This is a genomic window from Tessaracoccus antarcticus, assembly GCF_003688855.1.
In the GTDB taxonomy this organism is placed as follows: Bacteria; Actinomycetota; Actinomycetes; order Propionibacteriales; family Propionibacteriaceae; genus Arachnia; species Arachnia antarctica.
In genome coordinates, this window is the sequence record NZ_REFW01000004.1 from 141,946 (window position 1) to 159,609 (window position 17,664).

19 protein-coding genes and 4 tRNA genes are annotated in these 17,664 nt (G+C 67.3%); 15 read left to right on the forward strand and 8 right to left on the reverse strand.

The window, feature by feature from the left end; genetic code table 11:
* Positions 1-9 precede the first annotated feature (9 nt).
* The 3 genes from EAX62_RS13660 to EAX62_RS13670 are packed head-to-tail and all read right to left on the reverse strand — an operon-like array spanning position 10 to position 4,227.
* Positions 10-1,281, reverse strand: coding sequence for a hypothetical protein (locus tag EAX62_RS13660; RefSeq protein ID WP_121902285.1), 1,272 nt, complete (start codon positions 1,279-1,281; stop codon positions 10-12).
* Complete coding sequence (locus EAX62_RS13665; protein ID WP_121902286.1) at positions 1,278-2,330, reverse strand: 2-oxoacid:ferredoxin oxidoreductase subunit beta; 1,053 nt, start codon at positions 2,328-2,330, stop codon at positions 1,278-1,280. The genes EAX62_RS13660 and EAX62_RS13665 overlap by 4 nt, the downstream gene beginning before the upstream one ends.
* 1 nt (position 2,331) lies before the next feature.
* On the reverse strand, positions 2,332-4,227 hold the full coding sequence (locus tag EAX62_RS13670; RefSeq protein ID WP_407703341.1) for a 2-oxoacid:acceptor oxidoreductase subunit alpha: 1,896 nt from the start codon (positions 4,225-4,227) through the stop codon (positions 2,332-2,334).
* 224 nt (positions 4,228-4,451) lie between these two features.
* Here EAX62_RS13670 and mptB point away from each other — a divergent pair, with 224 nt between their 5' ends.
* Positions 4,452-5,942, forward strand: a complete 1,491-nt coding sequence (gene mptB, locus EAX62_RS13675; protein ID WP_121902287.1) for a polyprenol phosphomannose-dependent alpha 1,6 mannosyltransferase MptB — start codon at positions 4,452-4,454, stop codon at positions 5,940-5,942.
* A gap of 2 nt (positions 5,943-5,944) precedes the next feature.
* On the opposite strand, the gene EAX62_RS13680 is transcribed toward mptB, so the two are convergent.
* Positions 5,945-6,853, reverse strand: a complete 909-nt coding sequence (locus tag EAX62_RS13680) for an exodeoxyribonuclease III (RefSeq protein ID WP_121902288.1) — start codon at positions 6,851-6,853, stop codon at positions 5,945-5,947.
* Between the two features lie 317 nt (positions 6,854-7,170).
* The gene (locus EAX62_RS13685) at positions 7,171-7,662 is read right to left on the reverse strand and encodes a YajQ family cyclic di-GMP-binding protein (RefSeq protein ID WP_121902289.1); all 492 of its coding nucleotides are present in this window, start codon (positions 7,660-7,662) and stop codon (positions 7,171-7,173) included.
* Positions 7,663-7,822: 160 nt separating this feature from the next.
* On the opposite strand from EAX62_RS13685, the gene EAX62_RS13690 reads away from it, so the two are divergent.
* From EAX62_RS13690 to EAX62_RS13755, 14 genes are all read left to right on the forward strand, one after another.
* Positions 7,823-7,907 (forward strand) — tRNA-Tyr (locus EAX62_RS13690).
* A 119-nt stretch (positions 7,908-8,026) separates the two neighbouring features.
* A complete protein-coding gene (locus EAX62_RS13695) occupies positions 8,027-8,737 on the forward strand; it encodes a purine-nucleoside phosphorylase (RefSeq protein ID WP_121902290.1) in 711 nt (236 codons plus the stop codon).
* A 90-nt stretch (positions 8,738-8,827) separates the two neighbouring features.
* Positions 8,828-8,900, forward strand: a tRNA-Thr gene (locus tag EAX62_RS13700).
* Positions 8,901-8,938: 38 nt separating this feature from the next.
* A tRNA-Met gene (locus EAX62_RS13705) sits at positions 8,939-9,011 on the forward strand.
* 54 nt (positions 9,012-9,065) lie between these two features.
* The gene (gene rpmG / locus EAX62_RS13710; protein ID WP_121902291.1) at positions 9,066-9,236 is read left to right on the forward strand and encodes a 50S ribosomal protein L33; all 171 of its coding nucleotides are present in this window, start codon (positions 9,066-9,068) and stop codon (positions 9,234-9,236) included.
* Between the two features lie 112 nt (positions 9,237-9,348).
* Positions 9,349-9,774, forward strand: coding sequence for an FAS1-like dehydratase domain-containing protein (locus EAX62_RS13715; protein WP_121902292.1), 426 nt, complete (start codon positions 9,349-9,351; stop codon positions 9,772-9,774).
* Entirely contained in the window at positions 9,767-10,177 is a 411-nt protein-coding gene (locus EAX62_RS13720; RefSeq protein WP_121902293.1) for a MaoC/PaaZ C-terminal domain-containing protein, read from the forward strand. The genes EAX62_RS13715 and EAX62_RS13720 overlap by 8 nt, the downstream gene beginning before the upstream one ends.
* Positions 10,178-10,196: 19 nt before the next feature.
* Positions 10,197-11,261, forward strand: coding sequence for a UDP-N-acetylmuramate dehydrogenase (locus EAX62_RS13725; protein ID WP_233557969.1), 1,065 nt, complete (start codon positions 10,197-10,199; stop codon positions 11,259-11,261).
* A gap of 132 nt (positions 11,262-11,393) precedes the next feature.
* A tRNA-Trp gene (locus EAX62_RS13730) sits at positions 11,394-11,466 on the forward strand.
* Between the two features lie 80 nt (positions 11,467-11,546).
* Entirely contained in the window at positions 11,547-12,095 is a 549-nt protein-coding gene (gene secE / locus EAX62_RS13735; protein WP_158600683.1) for a preprotein translocase subunit SecE, read from the forward strand.
* Positions 12,095-12,901: a transcription termination/antitermination protein NusG gene (nusG, locus tag EAX62_RS13740; protein WP_121902295.1), complete on the forward strand. Its 807-nt coding sequence runs from the start codon at positions 12,095-12,097 to the stop codon at positions 12,899-12,901. Before secE ends, nusG begins: the two co-directional genes overlap by 1 nt.
* Positions 12,902-12,983: 82 nt before the next feature.
* The gene (rplK, locus tag EAX62_RS13745) at positions 12,984-13,412 is read left to right on the forward strand and encodes a 50S ribosomal protein L11 (RefSeq protein ID WP_121902296.1); all 429 of its coding nucleotides are present in this window, start codon (positions 12,984-12,986) and stop codon (positions 13,410-13,412) included.
* Between the two features lie 98 nt (positions 13,413-13,510).
* Positions 13,511-14,212 (forward strand): 50S ribosomal protein L1, encoded by a 702-nt coding sequence (rplA, locus tag EAX62_RS13750; protein ID WP_121902297.1) that lies wholly within the window; start codon positions 13,511-13,513, stop codon positions 14,210-14,212.
* A gap of 84 nt (positions 14,213-14,296) precedes the next feature.
* The gene (locus tag EAX62_RS13755; RefSeq protein ID WP_121902298.1) at positions 14,297-14,923 is read left to right on the forward strand and encodes a pyroglutamyl-peptidase I family protein; all 627 of its coding nucleotides are present in this window, start codon (positions 14,297-14,299) and stop codon (positions 14,921-14,923) included.
* Positions 14,924-14,983: 60 nt separating this feature from the next.
* On the opposite strand, the gene EAX62_RS13760 is transcribed toward EAX62_RS13755, so the two are convergent.
* From EAX62_RS13760 to EAX62_RS13770, 3 genes are read right to left on the reverse strand one after another with little or no spacing between them, the layout of a single operon-like run.
* Positions 14,984-15,748, reverse strand: coding sequence for an amino acid ABC transporter ATP-binding protein (locus EAX62_RS13760; RefSeq protein ID WP_147454127.1), 765 nt, complete (start codon positions 15,746-15,748; stop codon positions 14,984-14,986).
* A 5-nt stretch (positions 15,749-15,753) separates the two neighbouring features.
* Positions 15,754-16,713 carry an amino acid ABC transporter permease gene (locus EAX62_RS13765; RefSeq protein WP_325048834.1) on the reverse strand — a complete coding sequence of 320 codons (960 nt, stop codon included), beginning with the start codon at positions 16,711-16,713 and terminating at the stop codon, positions 15,754-15,756.
* Positions 16,713-17,606: an ABC transporter substrate-binding protein gene (locus EAX62_RS13770; RefSeq protein ID WP_121902301.1), complete on the reverse strand. Its 894-nt coding sequence runs from the start codon at positions 17,604-17,606 to the stop codon at positions 16,713-16,715. The genes EAX62_RS13765 and EAX62_RS13770 overlap by 1 nt, the downstream gene beginning before the upstream one ends.
* Between the last annotated feature and the right edge of the window lie 58 nt (positions 17,607-17,664).

Below are 17,664 nucleotides of genomic sequence, written 5' to 3' on the forward strand. Positions count from 1 at the left end.
CCAAGGCTTTCACCGCCCCCATTCCACCGTCACGGCTGATGCGTCACTTCCGAGCATGGTGGCGCTGAGGACGGCGTTGACCCTGACGTCCTTGAACCCGGAATTGCTGCCGTCCGTGTAATCCATGGAGACCCTGAAGGTCAGGGGGAGGGTGGCCAGTGCCACCGTCTGGTCGTCAGGGGACAGCGCGGGGGAGAACGACGTCCACACCGCAGACGCCCCGCTCATGCTCCACTGCACACTGCCCGGTGCCACCGGCTTCGGGGCCCGGATTCCGTTGGGGCAGCCCGCGGGTGTCAGTTCGGCCGCGTCGATGCACCGGGTCAGCGACGTGCGTGCCGACTCCAGGAGCGCGGACGTCCCCGCATCGGTGAGCTCCGGGTTGACGAGGAAGGTACCGGTTTTCGAGCGGGCGAGCGTCAGGATCGAGATGGTGCTCGAGTCGGTGGGGAAGGCGATGAAGGACAGGCCTGTGGTGAGGGTGTAGGTGCCGGGTACCGCCTCGATGGGGCTGGTGTGCTGCACCTCGACCCCGTTGACGAACACCGGCAGGTTGTCGCCACCCGCGACCTGCAACTGGATGGTGACGGTGGCCCGAACCAGGTCGTAGGAACCCGTCTCCGTGCGCTTGACCCGGATGGAGGTGGACACATCCTCGCCAGCGAGCGTGTAGGTGACGGGGATCTCCGTGGCGAGTGGATCGTCGGTGCCCAGCGTGATGTTGCGGGGGCGCGACTCCTCGGGCATGGCCCCGTACGCCTCGGGCGTCAGAAGGGCCTCGGAACCGGTCCCACCCAGGGGGCCGAACTCCAGGGCCTTCTCGATGTCCCCCTCGGCCAGGGCACCCAGATATCCGCGGACGGTCTCCTGGGGTGTGCGAACCAACGCGCCGTCCGTCTGCGTTACGGTCACCACGGTCTCGTCGTCCACGCCGGCGTCACGAAACAGGTTGACCCACACGGCGCCGGCGGTGATTCCGAGGGCTACGACGACCAGTGCTGTCACCACGAGGAGCCGTGCGGGCACACGACGGCCCCGGGAAGCGTCGCCGTCGGCGGTGGGCGGGGCCTCGAAGCGGCTGCTGTCGCGCGCACGGCTCAGCACCGACTGCATGGCGATGGCCTCGAAGGACGGTCCATCCGAGGGTTGCGGCACGGGGCGGATGACGCCGGAGCCCGGCCTCGACGGCGTTGCCGCCGACGACGGGCCCTCGTTGCGGGAGGGGGGAGCGACGGGGTCCTCGCCGGGACCTCGGCCCCGTGACGTGGACCCGTCGCTCATGTGGCCCGGGCCTCCCAGGTGTCGTTGCCTGCGATGACTGCCGCCAGCGCCGCGCCACGGTCCTTGCTCTGGGCGAGGCTGATCTGGTCGCGGACGAGGTCGTCGTACGCGGGCCGCTCCACCTGCCGGAAGATCCCCACGGGCGCCTGCCGCAGCACGCCCGACTCGGTGAGCCGGGAGATGGCGAAGGCCTGCGACGGGTCCTTGCGCGCCACGTCATGCACGACGATGCGTGCCGGGTCCACCTCGGCGGTGTTGGCCACCTCGATCTCGAACGAGTCGTTGCGGGCCACGCAGAACTGACCGTCTCGCCCGAACGTGATGGGCTCCTTGTCCCGCAGCACGATGAGTGCGTCCGCGGCGTCAGGGCCCTTCAGGCCGGCGAAAGCATCGTCGTTGAAGATGGGGCAGTTCTGGTAGATCTCCACGAGCGACGTGCCCCGGTGTGCGGCGGCCGCGGTCATGACCTCGGTCAGCCCCTGCCTGTCGGAGTCGATGGCGCGGGCAACGAACGAGGCCTCGGCCCCGATCGCCAGCGAGATGGGGTTGAACGGGCTGTCAACGGAGCCGTAGGGGGTGGACTTGGTGACCTTGCCCTGCTCCGATGTCGGCGAGTACTGGCCCTTGGTGAGCCCGTAGATCTGGTTGTTGAACAGCAGGATCGTGAGGTTCACGTTGCGGCGCAGCGTGTGGATGAGGTGGTTGCCGCCAATGGACAGTGCGTCACCGTCGCCCGTGACCACCCACACGTTGAGGTCAGGTCGCGTGATGGCGACGCCCGTGGCGATGGCGGGGGCGCGGCCGTGGATGGAGTGCATGCCGTAGGAGTCCACGTAGTACGGGAAGCGCGAGGCGCACCCGATGCCGGACACGATGACGGTGTTCTCCCGGCGCAGGCCGAGATCGGCCATCATCGACTGGAACGTGGACAAGATGGCGTAGTCACCGCAGCCGGGGCACCACCGGACTTCCTGGTCGCTCGTGAAGTCCTTGCGGTTGAGCGGCGTGATCGCCATGGGTACTCCGGTGAGTCCGGAAGGTGAACTCATCTCAGGCCTCCTGGGTGTGCTGGTCGATCTCGGCGATCAGGTCCTGCTCCAGCTCGCTGAGCGAGATGGGCAGGCCCCGGACGCGGGAGTAGCTGTGGACGTCGACGAGGTAGCGGCTCCTGATGAGGCTCGCCAGCTGTCCGAGGTTCATCTCGGGGATGATGACGCGGTCGTAGCGACGCAGGACCTCCCCGAGGTTGGCCGGCATGGGGTTCAGGTGGCGCAGGTGGGCGGTGGCCACGTCGCGGCCACTGAGACGCACGCGACGGGCCGCCGCGGTGATGGGGCCCCAGGTGGAACCCCACCCCAGCACGAGGACGCGTGCCCGGCCCGACGGGTCTGACACCTCGACGTCCGGTATGTCTCGCACGATGCCGTCGATCTTGGCGGCCCTGGTGCGCACCATGGCGTCATGGTTGTCGGGGTCGTAGGAGACGTTGCCCGTGCCGGCCGCCTTCTCGATGCCGCCGATGCGGTGCTCGAGGCCGGGGGTGCCGGGGATGGCGAAGGCTCGCGCCAGCGTCTCCGGGTCACGGTCGTAGGGCAGGAAGGTGGGCTTGTCCTTGGCGTCGGTCCCGTTGGGCTCGGTGGCGTAGCCGGGCTCGATGGGAGCGATGTCGTCCAGGTTCGGGATGCGCCACGGCTCCGACCCGTTCGCCAGGTAGCCGTCGCTCAGCATGATGACGGGCGTGCGGTACTTGATGGCGATGCGGCACGCCTCCACTGCTGTGTCGAAGCAGTCGATGGCGGACTTCGCGGCGATGACCGGGACTGGCGCCTCACCGTTGCGGCCATGGATGGCCTGCAGGAGGTCTGCCTGTTCCGTCTTGGTGGGCATGCCCGTCGACGGTCCGGCACGCTGCACGTTGACGATGACCAGCGGAATCTCCGTCATCACGCCGAGGCTGATGGTCTCCGACTTGAGGAGGATGCCGGGGCCGGACGTGCTGGTGACGCCGAGCGCCCCACCGTAGGAGGCACCGAGCGCGGCGGCGACACCGGCGATCTCGTCCTCCGCCTGGAAGGTGACGACGCCGATGTCCTTGCGCTTGGAGAGCTCGTGCAGGATGTCGGAGGCCGGCGTGATGGGGTAGGACCCCAGGAACAGCTGCATGTCGGCCTTGTGGGCGCCAGCCATGAGGCCGTACGCCGTGGCCATGTTGCCGGACACCTGGCGGTAGCGGCCCGGTTTCATGGGAGCGGGCGCAACCTCGTAGCGGAACTCGAACGACTCCGTGGTCTCGCCGTAGGCGTGGCCGGCCTGGGCCGCCGCGATGTTGGCGTCACGGATGTCGGGCTTGCCGGCGAACTTGCGCTGCAGGAAGGAGATGGTGCCCTCCAGCGACCTGGAGTACATCCAGCTCAGCAGCCCCAGCGCAAACATGTTCTTGGTGCGGGACGCGTCCTTGCGGGTCAGGCCGAAAGGCTTGACGGTCTCCGTGGCAAGGTGCGTCAGGTTCAGCGCGTGCACCTTGTAGCTCTCCAGCGTGCCGTCCTCCAACGGGTTGGAGTCCCACCCGATCTTGCTGAGGTTGCGCTTGGTGAAGTCTGCGGTGTCGACGATGATGACGCCGTCGCGGGGAAGGTCGGCCAGGTTCGCCTTCAGCGCCGCCGGGTTCATGGCCACCAACACGTCGGGTCGGTCGCCCGGAGTGACGATGTCGAAGTCCGCGAAGTGCAGCTGGAAGCTGGAGACCCCGGGCAGCGTGCCCTGGGGGGCCCGGATCTCCGCGGGGAAGTTGGGGAGGGTGGCGATGTCATTGCCGAGGCCTGCGGCTTCGGCTGTGAACCTGTCGCCTGTCAGTTGCATGCCATCGCCGGAGTCGCCGGCGAAGCGGATGACAACCCGGTCAAGGGGTTGCGGTTGTGCCACGGGATGGTGTCCTTGTCTTTGCACGGCTCAGTACTTGGTTTCCCAGCCATTGTAGGCACGCTGATTCCACACCCCTCGCGCCTGACCCCGCCACTGGCCGCCGGAGATGCGGGAGTCTCGTAGGATCGGGGGATGGCTGCGCTCCGGGACTGGTTCGAGGACGTCTCCGTGCCCGTCATCGGCGTGCGGGCCGCCGGCCCGAACAACCGCGTCCACCAGCGCACCAGCCTCCGCTCCCACGGGCAGACGTGAGTCGGCTGCTTCGCGCCCGGGCCGCGCTCCGCGAGGCCGCCGCTGCCAAGGGTGTGCGGGTCGGATTCCTCGGGTCCTTCTGCATCCTCATCGGCACCCTGAGCCCCGCCTACCTGCCGCAGGCCTCCCCCGTGTGGGGAGTGCTGAACCAGCTCAACTGGGACGGTGCCGTCTTCAAGGTGCTGGGCACGGTCTTCACGATGGTGGGACTCGCACTGCTGCTCGAGACGTGGCTGCGCCTTCGCCCCGCCCGACGGCGCGCTCTCGGCCACCCCCAACTGCGGCACTGGGCCGTGCTGGCCATCATCGCGTCCCCACTGTTGCTCGCCCCGCCCGTGTTCTCGCACGACGCGTATTCCTACGCTGCCCAGGGGTGGATGCTCCACAACGGCATCAGCCCCTACGAGGTGGGCCCCAGTGTGCTGCCCGGCTACTTTGCCGACCAGGTGGCATGGGTGTGGCGCGACACCACCGCCCCCTACGGGCCCCTCGCGCTCAAGATGAGCCATGGGATCGTGGTGCTGGCCGGGTTCGACCCGTTCACCGCCACCCTCCTGATGCGAGTGCCCGCCCTGCTGGGAGTGGCACTCATCGGTTGGTGCACGCCGCGGATCGCGCGGCAGGTGGGTGTCGACCCGGCGGCGGCCAGTTGGTTCGTGATGTGCAACCCCATCCTGATCATCGACTTCGTCGGCGGCATGCACAACGACGCCCTCATGACCGGCCTCATGGTGATGGCCATCTGGCTGACGCTTCATCTCAGGCAGTGGTGGTTGGGTGCACTCATCATCGGCGTGGCTGCCGCCATCAAGCAGCCGGCCGTGCTGGCCGCTGTGGCGCTGCCGTTCCTGGTGGTCCCGCTGGAGGGGTGGAGGAAACCAGTCCCCGTGTTCCGTGCCGGGTTGCGCGTGGCGGCGTCGCTGGCTGTGGCCGTGGGCGTGTTCGCGGGCATCAGCGTCGTGACAGGTCTCGGGTTCGGCTGGATCAATGCCGTCAATGTGCCGGGCATGGTCGACACCGTCTCGCCGTTCACCGTGGTGGGCCACATCGCGCAGTGGGTGGTCGATGCGTTCGGCTGGGACCCTTCAGGTCGTGTCGCCATCAACGCGTCGCGCGCCCTCGGGGTGGTGGTGTTCGCCGTCGGGACCCTCTGGCTCGCTGTGCGGCACCTGGGGCAGCGTCCGCTGCACTTCCTGTCCTGGTCGTTCCTGCTGTTCGCGTTCTGCGCCCCGGCCATCCATTCCTGGTACGTGCTGTGGGGTGGTGTGCTGTTCCCCATGACGAAGCCTTCGCCGCGGTGGCTGCGCGTGGCCGTGGTGGTCACCGCAGTGCTGCTGAGCTACTCCGCCATGAACTTTGCCCTGCGCAACGGGTTCTGGCTCCTGGCGCTGCTGGTGATGTTCGCAGCGTGGGAGTCGCTGCGTGGACACACGCTCCGCCAGCGCTGGGAACCCCTGAGTGGTCGCCAGACCCAGCCGGTTCCCTGACGTCAGGAGGCGAGGGCGGCCATGTCGTAGTGCACCACGACAGGGCTGTGGTCACTGATCCGCGAGTCGTAGTCCGCCTCCCGGGCCACGCGCGCCGTGGTGGCTGAGCGTGCGAGTGCGGGGGAGGCGAGGTGGTAGTCGATCCGCCACCCCGCGTCGTTGGTGAATGCCTGGCCACGCCACGACCACCAGGTGTAGGGCCCGTCGACTCCCGGGTGGACGTGCCGCACGACGTCGAGCAGCCGACGTGGCCCCACCACGGAGCTGAACCATTGCCTCTCCTCCGGCAGGAAGCCCTCCGACCGCTTGTTCGTCCGCCAGTTCTTGAGGTCCAGTTCGGTGTGCGCGATGTTGAAGTCGCCCACCACCACGAACTGACGGCCCTCAGCGGCAGCCTCGCGGCGCGAACTGGTGAGCAGGCGCGACAAACCCTTGAGGAAACGCATTTTCCGGTCGTACTTGTCCTTGCCGTCCTCTTCGTGCGGCCAGGCCGCACCCTTGGGCAGGTACAGCGACGCCACCCTGACCGGCGCATCCGACAGGTCCACCTCGATGTAGCGCCCCTCGTGGGAGAAGTGGGCGAGGTCGCGGTTCGGCAGGTGGATGGCCTCCACCTCGCTGAACGCACCGTCGGGTCCCGCCAGCAGCGCACCCCCGGACAGCGTGCGGATCGACGTGGGTGCCAGCCTCGTCATCACAGCCACCCCGTTGCGGCCGGGAAGCGTGCCCGTCTCCAGTGCCGTGTGGTAGCCGGTGAACGCCTCGGTGGGCAGGTCCGCGAGGCGGCACCGCACCTCCTGCAGCGCGATGACATCAGCACCCTCCGAGTCCCAGAACGGCCGGAACCCCCGCCGCATCGCGGCGCGGATCCCGTTGACGTTGTGCGAACCGAGGACGAGTGGGGAGATCATGGGCCCCGATGGTACCGATGACCGCCGCGCTGGAGGACGGCGTGATGGAGCCTGTCGCTCAGGAGGGTGGCTCATCGTCGCGCTGCGCGGCCCCTGACATCGCCGACGTCATCGGGGACAGCTGTCCCGCGCCGGAGCGGGGTACCGCGACACCGACGCCGGGGCACGATCCGTTGCGGCATCGAGAGCGGTTGCCGGCTGGTCACCGTCGGGGAACACCGAGGGACGCATGCCCGCCGGCCTACTGAGGGAAGATCGCTGACGCGGTCGCCATGTCAGGAACCTGACCCGCCGCCAACGCTTCCCCGCAGCGTGCCTCAGCGGTAATTCGTGAACTGCACCGCGAAGTCGTAGTCGGCGCCCTTGATGAGGTTCTGCACGTCCTGGAGGTCGTCGCGGCTCTTGCTGGAGATCCGGAGCTCATCGCCCTGGATCTGGCACTTCACGCCTTTGGGGCCCTCGTCGCGTACGAGCTTGGACACCTTCTTCGCGTTCTCCTGGGAGATGCCCTCCTGCGTCGAGGCGGTGATCTTCCACATCTTCCCCGACACGCGGGCTTCGCCGGCGTCGAGGGCTTTGAGGCTGATGCCGCGGCGCACCAGCTTGGTCTGGAAGACGTCGAGGATGGCTTTCACGCGATCCTCGGAGTTCGCCTCCATCTCGATGTTCTCCCCGGACCAGCTGATGGAGGAGTCGGTGTTCTTGAAGTCGAAGCGCTGGCTGACCTCCTTGGCGGCCTGGTTCAGTGCGTTGTCAACCTCTTGTCGGTCCACCTTGCTGACCACGTCGAACGAGTTCTCGGATGCCATGGGAATCTCCTCTTGAGTGAACGGGGCGTTGGGGCCCAGTCTGCCGTGGGCCCCCGGTGCTGTCCTGACTCATTGTGCCGTGTGGGGTGAGCGAGTACCCGCTTTGTCCTGCGGGGCCCTGCTTTGGTAGTGTTTCGCATCGCTGGCCATGTGCCAGCACGGCAGGTTGCCCGAGCGGCCAAAGGGAGCGGTCTGTAAAACCGTCGGCAACGCCTTCGTTGGTTCGAATCCAACACCTGCCACCAGGCCTCGAATCGTAGTGATTCGGGGCCTGTTGCCGTTCCGGTTGGGTGACACTGGGAGTCGCACAACCGCGAGGGGTCCCCCTGACCCGCACACCCCACGAGACTGATGGGAATCTGACATGTCCACTCCACACATTGCCTGCGAACCCGGTGACATTGCGCCCCTAGTGATCATGCCCGGCGACCCGAAGCGCGCCGAGCGCATCGCCAGAACACGTCTGACCGACGCGAAGCTGGTGTCCGATGTCCGGGGCATCGGTGCCTGGACCGGCCACATCGACGGCACCCCCGTCACGGCCATGGCGTCCGGGATGGGCGTGCCGTCGCTGTCGATCTATGCCACGGAGCTGTACCGCGACTTCGGTGTTGAACGCATCTGTCGGGTCGGTACGTGCGGGGCCATCCCGCGCAGCGTTGCGGTGCGCGACATCATCATCGCCTCCGCGGCACACACGAACTCGTCGGTGGCCACCATCAACGTGCCGGGCGTCGCCCTCTCGCTGGCACCCTCCTTCGACATGCTGCGTGCCGCCGTCGACGCCGCTCGTGGCGGCGAGCGCGCCGTACACGTGGGGCCCGTCTTCACCAACGACTTCTTCTACGGGGGTGGCCCGGACACCATCGGTGCCCTGTCCGCGCTGGGAACCCTGGGTGTGGAGATGGAGGCCGCCGGCCTCTACGCCTGCGCCCTGGCCGCCGGCAAGGAGGCTCTGGCCGTGCTGACCGCGTCCGACCACCTGATGGACGGCTCCGGTGACCTGACTGCAGAGGAGAGGGAGACGCTGTTCTCGGGTGCCCTGGAGATCGCCATCGCCGCACTCCTGGCCTGAGACCGGGCCATGCCTCCGGGGTGCGAGAACCAGGGGCGGGGGCCGATTTGGCACCCCGCCCGCAACCTGTGTATCTTTGGACCTCGGCTGGCCCCTATAGCTCAGTAGGTAGAGCGTCTCCATGGTAAGGAGAAGGTCTGCGGTTCGACTCCGCATGGGGGCTCTGTTCGTTTCCGGAGAAATTCGGGGAAGGACTACTTTGACGGGGTAGCTCAGTCGGTAGAGCAAGCGGCTCATAATCGCTGTGTCGCGGGTTCGATTCCCGCCCTCGTCACCGAACGCTTCATCCAACCGTCGCCATCCAGCGCCAAGCAAGAGGAATGAGATCATGGCCAAGAAGGGACAGGACGTCCGTCCTAAGATCACACTCGCCTGCACCGAGTGCAAGGAGCGCAACTACATCACCAAGAAGAACCGGCGCAACAACCCAGACCGGCTCGAGTTGAAGAAGTTCTGCCCCAGGTGCCGCACGCACCAGGCGCACCGCGAGACCCGCTGAATCACACGTTTGCACACCAACGGCCGCTCCCCGCAACGGGGGGCGGCCGTTGGTGCGTTGCCGGCGAATTGCCCATGGGCAATTCGCCGGGGGCTTCGGTAGCCTTGCGTACATGCCCATCAGCCCAGAGCACGCAGGTCGCACGTACCCACCGGCACCCGCGTACCGCGTCAGCACGGCCAAGATCGCAGAGTTCGCCGCGGCCCTCGGGGACACCAATCCCGCCTACGCCGGCGACGACGCCATCGCCCCACCCACTTTTGCTGCGGTCATCGCGGCCCACGCATGGGGGGCCCTTTTCGACGATGCAGAGCTCGGTTTGGCGCTGCACCGCACCATGCACACCGACCAGACGTTCGAGTTCACGGATCCGCTGCGCGACGGCGACGATGTGGTGGCAACACTGAGGATCGAGAGGGTGCGCAACCGCGGGGCCCTGGACATGGTCACGGTGGTCGTCGACCTCACCGTGGACGGCCGCAGCGCCGTCACCGCGCGGTCGACGCTGATGCACACACGAGAGGTCGCGAATGCCTGAGCAGGTCACAGTAGGTCAGGAACTGCCGGAGGTGCGTGTCACCATCACCCGTGCCGGTGTGGTGCGGTATTCCGGCGCGTCCACCGATTTCAACGAGATCCACTTCTCCGACCGCCACGCCCGTGCCATCGGCCTGCCCGGTGTGGTGGCGCACGGCATGTGGACCATGGGCGCCGGGCTCCGGGTGGTGACCGACTGGATCGGCAACCCGGGCGGCGTCCTGCACTACTTTGTCCGCTTCACCCGCCCCGTCGTGGTGCCTGACACCGACGAGGGTGTGGAGGTGGTCTACAACGCCACGGTCACCGCGGTGGCCGGAGACGTCGCCACCCTCGCCATCACCGCCAGGTGCGGACAGGACGCCGTGCTCGGCGCAGCCAAGGCGCAGGTGCGCATTGCCTGAGTCCGAACAGGAGTGCCCCGTGGAGTTCGTCTCCCACAGCGGCGTGGCCCCGCGCGGGCCCTCATCGGTCCGACTGGCGGATCACACCACCTTCCACGTGGGCGGAAACGCGCGTCGTTTTGTCTCCGCCACGTCCGAGGATGAGCTCATCTCAACCGTCGCCGAGTGCGACGCGGCGGGGGAGCCCGTGTTGGTCCTGGGTGGCGGCTCCAACGTTCTGGTGCCCGACGAGGGCTTCGACGGCACTGTCGTGCACGTGGGCACCCGGGGCGTCACCGCGGAGGTGTCGTCCTGCGGCGGCGCGATGGTGCGCGTGCAGGCAGGGGAGAACTGGGACGAGTTCGTCGCCTTCGCGGTGGCGCGGGGTTGGGTCGGGGTGGAGACGCTCTCCGGCATCCCGGGATCCGTGGGTGCCACCCCCATCCAGAACGTGGGGGCCTACGGGGCTGACGTGTCCCAGAGTGTCAGCTCCGTGCGGACCTGGGACCGTGAGCTGGGGCAGGTGAAGACCCACCCGGCCGTCGACTGCGGGTTCGGCTACAGGACGTCGTTGTTCAAGCGCACACCCGGCCGTCACCTCGTGCTCGACGTGTCGTTCCAGTTCCCCCTGGGCACCCTCAGCGCCCCCATTGCCTATCCGGAGCTCGCCCACGCCCTCGGTGTCGACGTGGGGGAGCGGTCACCGACCACCCGCGTGCGGGACGCCGTGCTCGCCATCCGTCGCAGCAAGGGCATGGTCCTGGACGAGTCCGACCACGACACGTGGAGCGGCGGGTCCTTCTTCACCAACCCCCTGCTCACGACGGAGGCCGCCGCGCTGCTGCCCCCGGGGGCTCCCAGGTTCCCGGCGGGGGACCGCGTCAAGACGAGCGCGGCCTGGCTCATCCAGCACGCCGGGTTCGTCAAGGGGCACGGCACCACGCGGGCGGCACTCTCCGGCAAGCACGTCCTGGCACTGACCAACCGGGGAGACGCCAGCGCCGAGGACCTCCTCGCTCTGGCCCGGGAGGTGCGCGACGGCGTGCGCGCCACCTTCGGTATCACGCTGGAAGCCGAGGTCAACATCCTTGGCAGGTCGCTGTAGGGGCGAGGTCGCCCCGCACGCGTACGCCCGGTCGCCCGGTTCGACGCGGGGGTGGCGTTGGCGTACCATGGTGGCACTGGTGATGCTGGTTGCTGCTCGGGGTTCGCCCCGGGTGAATCTGCAACATCACCGAGGGTAGTAGCTCAATTGGCAGAGCAGCGGTCTCCAAAACCGCAGGTTGGGGGTTCGAGTCCCTCCTGCCCTGCGAAGCAGTATGGCTGTTTCCAGGCGCCTACCGTCCCATGGACGGTGAGGCATTTTGTTTGTAGACCGAAGGGAAACCGCGTGAGCGACAAGACTCCCGATTCGACGGGGGCCTCTGACCGCGAGTACGACGCGCTCGGGGACTCATCTGTCGACCCCATCGAGGCTGACGCCGTCGACGAGGTCTCGGAGCCCACTGACGCGACGCCGTCCTTGGGCGCGACCCGCCGTCGCAGCTCCAACGCGCCGGTGCGCCGCGGGACCGTCGGGCTGGATCAAGACGCCGACGACGACACGATCGCCGAACTCGAGGACGGGTTCACCGAGGACGAGCAGAATGCTGCCTCCTCAGCACGCCGACGCGGCAACGCCCCGGTGAGGAAGACCACTGCCACCCGGAAACGCTCCGAGTCGCAGAAGGTCGAGAACGACCCCTATTCCGCCAGCAACCCCGCCACGTTCGTGAAGCAGTCCGCCAGCGAGATCAAGAAGGTCGTGTGGCCCACCTGGCCGCAGCTGACCGTCCTGTTCGTCTCCGTGCTGATCTTCGTGTTGTTCATGATCGCCTTCGTGGGCGCTCTTGACCTCCTGTTCGGCTGGGGCCTGCTGGCAATGTTTGGAGATTCCTGATGAGTGAGACCACCAACCCGGCCGACGACTTCGAAATCGACCTGGGCGGCCCCGTCGAGCCCGAGACCACCACCGACGACGTCGAGATCGACCTCAGCGGACCCCTCTCCGACGATGAGCCCGAGGCGCTGCCCGAGCTTGCCGACCTGGAGGAGGAGCCCAAGGACGAGGACGACGACGAGGACGACGCCACCGACATCGCCATCGAGGCGCTCCGCCAGGAGCTCGAGGCGAAGTTCGGTGAGTGGTATGTCATCCACACCTACTCCGGCATGGAGAACCGCGTCAAGCAGAACGTCGACGCGCGAGCCCAGTCGCTGGACATGGAGGAGTACATCTTCGAAACGATCGTCCCCACCGAGGACGTCGTCGAGATGCGCAACAACACCCGCAAGACCGTCACGCGTTGCGTGCTCCCCGGATACGTCCTGGTCCGCATGGAACTGACCGACGAGTCGTGGGGCGTCGTGCGTCACACACCGTCCGTCACCGGCTTCGTCGGGCACGGCCAGACACCCGTCCCGCTCAGCGTGGAGGAGGTGCTCCACATGCTCACCCCATCGGTCGTGGCCAGGGTCGCCGCCGAAACCAGTGGCACGTCGGGCCGCCAGCGTGACAAGAAGGTGGAGGTCCTCGATTTCGAGATCGGCGACTCCATCATGGTCGCGGACGGTCCGTTCGCGGGCATGCACGCCACGATCACCGAGATCAACCCCAAGACCGCGCGCCTGAAGGCCCTTGTGGACTTCATGGGTCGCGAGACGCCCCTCGACCTGGAATTCAAGCAGGTCGAAAAGGTCGTCTGACCCCATCCGTCGCACCGGCAACGTCCTTCCGCCAAGGATCGCATCGCCGATACGGCATCACCCATCAACAAAAGGACCCCTCATGCCTCCCAAGAAGAAGGTTGCGGCCCTCGTCAAGGTCGCACTGAATGCTGGCTCCGCCACGCCCGCACCGCCCGTAGGTACCGCTCTCGGTCCGCACGGCGTCAACATCATGGAGTTCGTCAAGGCCTACAACGCCGCGACCGAATCCCAGCGTGGCAACGTCATCCCCGTGGAAATCACCATCTACGAGGACCGCACGTTCACCTTCATCACGAAGACGCCGCCCGCATCAGAGCTCATCAAGAAGGCCGCCGGCCTCAGCAAGGGTTCGGACAACCCGCTGGCCACCAAGGTGGGCAAGCTCACCAAGGACCAGGTCCGCGAGATTGCCACCCAGAAGCTGCCCGACCTCAACGCCAATGACGTCGAGGCCGCCATGCTCATCGTTGAAGGAACCGCCCGCTCCATGGGCGTCGAAATCAACTGACTTTTTCACCCACTCACACCTGGGAGGGGCATCTGCCCCAGAGCGACCAGGAACTGGTGGACCAGCCCGCGAGGCTGGCAGACAACCAAGGAACCAGAATGAAGCACAGCAAGGCGTACACACAGGCAGCCGACAAGCGCGATGCCGACCAGCAGCACCGCCCCGAGCAGGCCATCCACCTCATCAAGGAGATGGCCACGGCGAAGTTCGACGAGACCATCGATGTTGCGGTGCGTCTCGGCGTTGATCCCCGCAAGGCTGACCAGATGGTCCGCGGCACGGTCAACCTCCCCCACGGCACCGGAAAGACGGCACGGGTCCTTGTCTTCGCCACCGGTGACCGCGCGGAGGCCGCACTTGCCGCGGGAGCGGACGAAGTGGGAAGCGACGAACTGATCGAAAAGGTGGCTGGCGGCTACCTCGACTTCGACGCCGTCGTTGCCACCCCCGACCTCATGGGCAAGGTGGGCCGTCTCGGCCGCGTGCTCGGCCCCCGTGGCCTCATGCCGAACCCGAAGACCGGCACCGTCACCATGGACGTCGCCAAGGCAGTCACCGAGATCAAGGGCGGGAAGATTGAGTTCCGCATCGACCGTCACGGCAACCTGCAGTACATCATCGGCAAGGCGTCCTTCACGGCCGAGCAGCTGGCCGACAACTACTACGCCGTCCTCGACGAGGTGGTTCGTCTGAAGCCGTCCGCCTCGAAGGGCCGCTACATTCGCAAGATCGCGGTGTCCGCCACGATGAGCCCCAGCGTGCTCATCGACGGCTCGGTCACCAAGCCCGACGAGGACTGATCCACGCGCAGTAGATCCATCACAGGACGGGGCGGGCGCCACACGGTGCCCGCCCCGTCCTTGCCTGTCCAGGGGGGAGCGACCATGCGGGTGCTGGTGACCGGTTTCGAACCATTCGGGGGAGACGCCCTGAACGCGAGCGGCGCCGTCGTCGAACGCCTGGCCACGTCCTGGCATGGCGATGGTGTGGTGCTGTGCACCGCCATCCTGCCCGTGGAGTTCGACGGTGCCCCCGTCGCGCTGGCAGCGGCCATCGCCGCGGCCCGCCCGGATGCCGTCATCGCACTGGGGGAGGCAGGTGGGCGCACCGAGGTGACGCCTGAGCGGTGGGCCGGCCCGACCGCCCTCGGGCGGATTCCCGACAACGCCGGGCGGGCCCCACGCGGGGAACCGCTGGACGCGGAGCCGGGGCCGCTGGGTTCCCGACTGGACGTCGACGCGATGGTGGCAGCGATCCTGTCGGTGGGAGTGGCGTCCCGTGCGTCCCCGGATGCAGGGAGTTTCGTGTGCAACGCGACGTTTCGCGCCCTCCTGCGGGACCATGCCGTTGCGGGCGGGTTCATCCACGTCCCGGCCGTGCGCAACGACGGAGTCGCGCTCGTGGGGGCGGAGACCGATGAGGTCGTGGGGGAGCAGCCCACGCCGTCGATGGGGCTCGATGACCTCGTGCGAGCAGTGGAAGCCGTCATCCGGCTCCTCGCGGCACACTGAAGAACTTCCGCGCCCACATCTGCCGCGGACACACGCCGCGCAGCAGTGCCCGTGGACCGGTCAGAGCACCTTGGCGAAGAAGTCCCGGGTCCGCGACTGCTGTGGGTTGCCGATGACCTCGGCGGCCGTGCCGCGCTCCACCACGAGACCCTCGTCCATGAAGACCACCTGGTCTGCCACTTCGCGTGCGAACCCCACCTCGTGGGTCACCACCAGCATCGTCATACCGGAGTCGGCCAGCTGTTTCATGACCGCCAGAACCTCCCCGACGAGCTCGGGGTCCAGAGCCGAGGTGGGCTCGTCGAAGAGCATCAGGTCGGGCTCCATGGCCAGCGCCCGGGCGATGGCGACCCTCTGCTGCTGACCCCCGGAGAGCTGCGCCGGATAGTGCTCCATCCGGTCTGAGAGGCCGACCATTGTCAGCAGCTCCTCGGCCTTGGTGCGGGCCCGGGCCTTGTCCCATCCGCGGACCTTGCGCGGCGCCTCCATCACGTTGTCCAACGTGGTCATGTGCGGGAAGAGGTTGAAGCGCTGGAACACCATCCCGATGCGTGAGCGCTGCCGGGCGATGTCCTTGTCGGAGCGGCGGTGCAGCTCAGTTGTTGTGCCCCGCGTGACCTCCCGCAGGCCCATGAGTTCGCCATCGACGACGATGCGGCCGGCGCTGATGCGTTCCAGCTCGTTGATGCACCGCAGCAGCGTGGACTTGCCGGATCCGGACGGGCCCAGGATGACGCACACCTCGCCGCGCTCCACCTCGAGGTCAACGCCCCGCAGCACGTGCAGGTCGCCGAAGAACTTGTGCACTGCTGAAATCTCGACCATCGCGGTCATGGCGTCACATCCAGATTCGGGTTGGTGCGGACCGTTCCGGCGGCCAGGATCGCCTGCTGGCGCCTGGACATGCCCTTGGTGGCGCCCCTCGAGGCGCCTGCGTCGTCGAAGCCGCGCCCGTAGTAGGCCTCCACATAGTGCTGGCCCACCATGAGGATGGACGTGATCACCAGGTAGTAGATGGCCGCCACGATGAGGAGGGGCACTGGAAGGAACTTCTGGTTGCCGAGCGCGTTGGTGACGAACGTCAGCTCCAGTGTGAAGGGCACGGCCAGCACCAGTGAGGTGGTTTTCAGCATGGAGATGGTCTCGTTGCCGGTGGGGGGCACGATCACCCGCATGGCCTGGGGGATGACGATGCGCCACAGCGTCGTGGAACGCTTCATGCCGAGCGCCGTGGCCGCCTCCGTCTGCCCCCTGTCGACGGAGTTGAGGCCCCCGCGCACGATCTCGGCCAGGTAGGCGCCCTCGTTGAGTCCGAGTCCGAGGAGTGCGGCGATGGCAGCGTTGAACACGACGGTGGTCTCGAACGATACGAACTCGGGGCCGAAGGGGATGCCGAGCGACAGGCGGGGATAGAGCACTGACAGCAGGCCCCAGAACACGAGCTGCGTATAGATGGGGGTGCCACGGAAGAACCAGATGTAGACCGTGGAGACGCCCCGCAGGACGGGGTTGGTGCCCTGGCGCATGATGGCCATGAGGACGGCGAGCACGATGCCGATGACCATGGAGCCCACCGTCAGCAGCAGCGTCCAGCCCACGCCCGCGACGATGCGGGGATCGAACAGGTACTGGCCGACGATGTCCCACCGGTAGTTGGGATTGGTGAGGAGGCCGTGGATGAACATGGCCACCAGCAGGAGCACCACGGCGGCCCACACCCACGTGCTGGGACGCGGGACTGGGCGGGCGTTGATGAGTTCAGGCACAGGTGTGGTCATGGGACGGCCCATCAGGACTCGGGGTTGACCTCGGCGGTGGTCAGGGCAGAGTCCTTCGTGCCCCAGCTGTCGAGGATCTTGCCCCACGTGCCGTCGTCCATGAGGTGCTGCACGGCCTGCTGGATCGCGGCGGTCAGCTCGGCGTCATCCTTGGGCAGGACGATCCCCTGCGGGGCGGCGTCGCGCACCCCACCGATCACCTCGAGTTGTCCGGCGGTGAGGGCGGCGGCGTAGCTGGAGACGGTGGAGTCGGCGTACATGGCGTCAGCCTTCCCCCCCACCACGTTGGTGGTGACGTCTGACTGGGACCCGAACTGCAGGATGTCGACGGCGTCCTTGCCGCCGTCGGTGCACTGCGTGGAGAAGGCCTTCAGCTCCTCCTCCTGGAACGTCCCCGTCTGCACGCCAATCGTGCTGCCGCACACGTCGTCCGGGTCGAAGCCGACCTCGTTGCCCGTCTTGACGGCGTAGGACGAACCCACGGAGACGTAGCTGATCATGGTGTAGCTGGCGAGGCGCTCCGGGGTGATCGTGAAGGAGGAGATGCCCACGTCGTACTTGGTGCCGATGCCGGGGAGGATCGAGGCGAATTCCGCCGCACTCACCTCGGTGTCGAGGCCCATCACGCGGCCCAGTGCCTTGCCGAGGTCGACGTCGTAGCCGATGGCGGTCTGCAGGTCGTCGGCGCGGAACTCCGCGGGGGCGTAGTCGATGGAGGCGCCGATGACCAGCTTGCCGCTGTCGCGGATCTTCTGGGGGACCAGCGCGGCGATCTCGTCAACCTTGGCGACGCCGGACACGTCGAAGGAGCGGTCCGTGTCCGAGGTGTCGCCCTGCGGGGTGGAGCAGGCTGCCAGCGTGAGAGCGCTGGCAAGGGCGGCTGCAACGAGAGCGCGTAGGCGCATGAATCCTCCAGGTGGAACGGACGTCAAACGGGTCAATCACGAAGATTAATGCACGCGC